This window comes from Nocardia sienata NBRC 100364, from assembly GCF_001613205.1.
GTDB classification, from domain to species: domain Bacteria; phylum Actinomycetota; class Actinomycetes; order Mycobacteriales; family Mycobacteriaceae; genus Nocardia; species Nocardia sienata.
Window position 1 is genome coordinate 1 of the sequence record NZ_BDBX01000128.1, and the last position, 709, is coordinate 709.

Below are 709 nucleotides of genomic sequence, written 5' to 3' on the forward strand. Positions count from 1 at the left end.
CCGAGCTCACAACGCCTCCCAGGCGCGAACAGTGACCACCCTGGGGTTCGCCGTCGCAATCGGCCTGCCGCTCATCGTGCTGGTACTCGCGGTCACGCTGCCGGAAGACCGGAATCAGCCACCACCATCGCTCGCCGGGCAACAGATCACCAGCGGTCATACCGCACTCACAACTCCTGACAGCACAGCAAGCGCATCCCCGAACATCCACTACAACCCCGAAGGCTTGCAATGGGTCACGTCTTCCTCGGCGACACACCGCTCACCCGCTGCCGCTACTACCGCCAGGTCTGCGACCTCCCCGCCCGTATCGACCCACCCGAACTCGGCCGCATCGTCATGCCCGCCGGACACACCTGGGCCCTCATGATGCCCTCGGCCCTCGGCTTCGCCGTCAAAAAAGACCTGCAGCGCGGCCACGACCACAACGCCGGCACCGGCGCGGGACCCATCATCTCCCATATCCGGTCCGGCCGGTGGAGCTTCCTCATCCGCCCCGACCTACCCGACGACACCGCCCTGTTCGCCGAAATGTTCGGCTCGACATCTCCGTCGTCCGCACCGGCGCCACCATCGCCCTCCCCTCCCCCACCGACCGCGGCGAACTCTTCCGCCGCTGGATCCAACCCCCACGCTGCCCCTTCCGCCCCTCGGGTCGTCTCGTAATCGACTCGATCCGAGCCTGCGCCGCCCGCAGCGGCTGGCTGCG

Annotated in this window: 1 protein-coding gene; it reads left to right on the forward strand. The window is 67.8% G+C overall.

Annotation, left to right across the window (positions count from 1 at the left end):
* The first annotated feature begins 231 nt into the window (after positions 1 to 231).
* Entirely contained in the window at positions 232 to 666 is a 435-nt protein-coding gene (locus NS4_RS31040) for a DNA-directed RNA polymerase subunit beta (protein WP_245665885.1), read from the forward strand.
* Positions 667 to 709 lie beyond the last annotated feature (43 nt).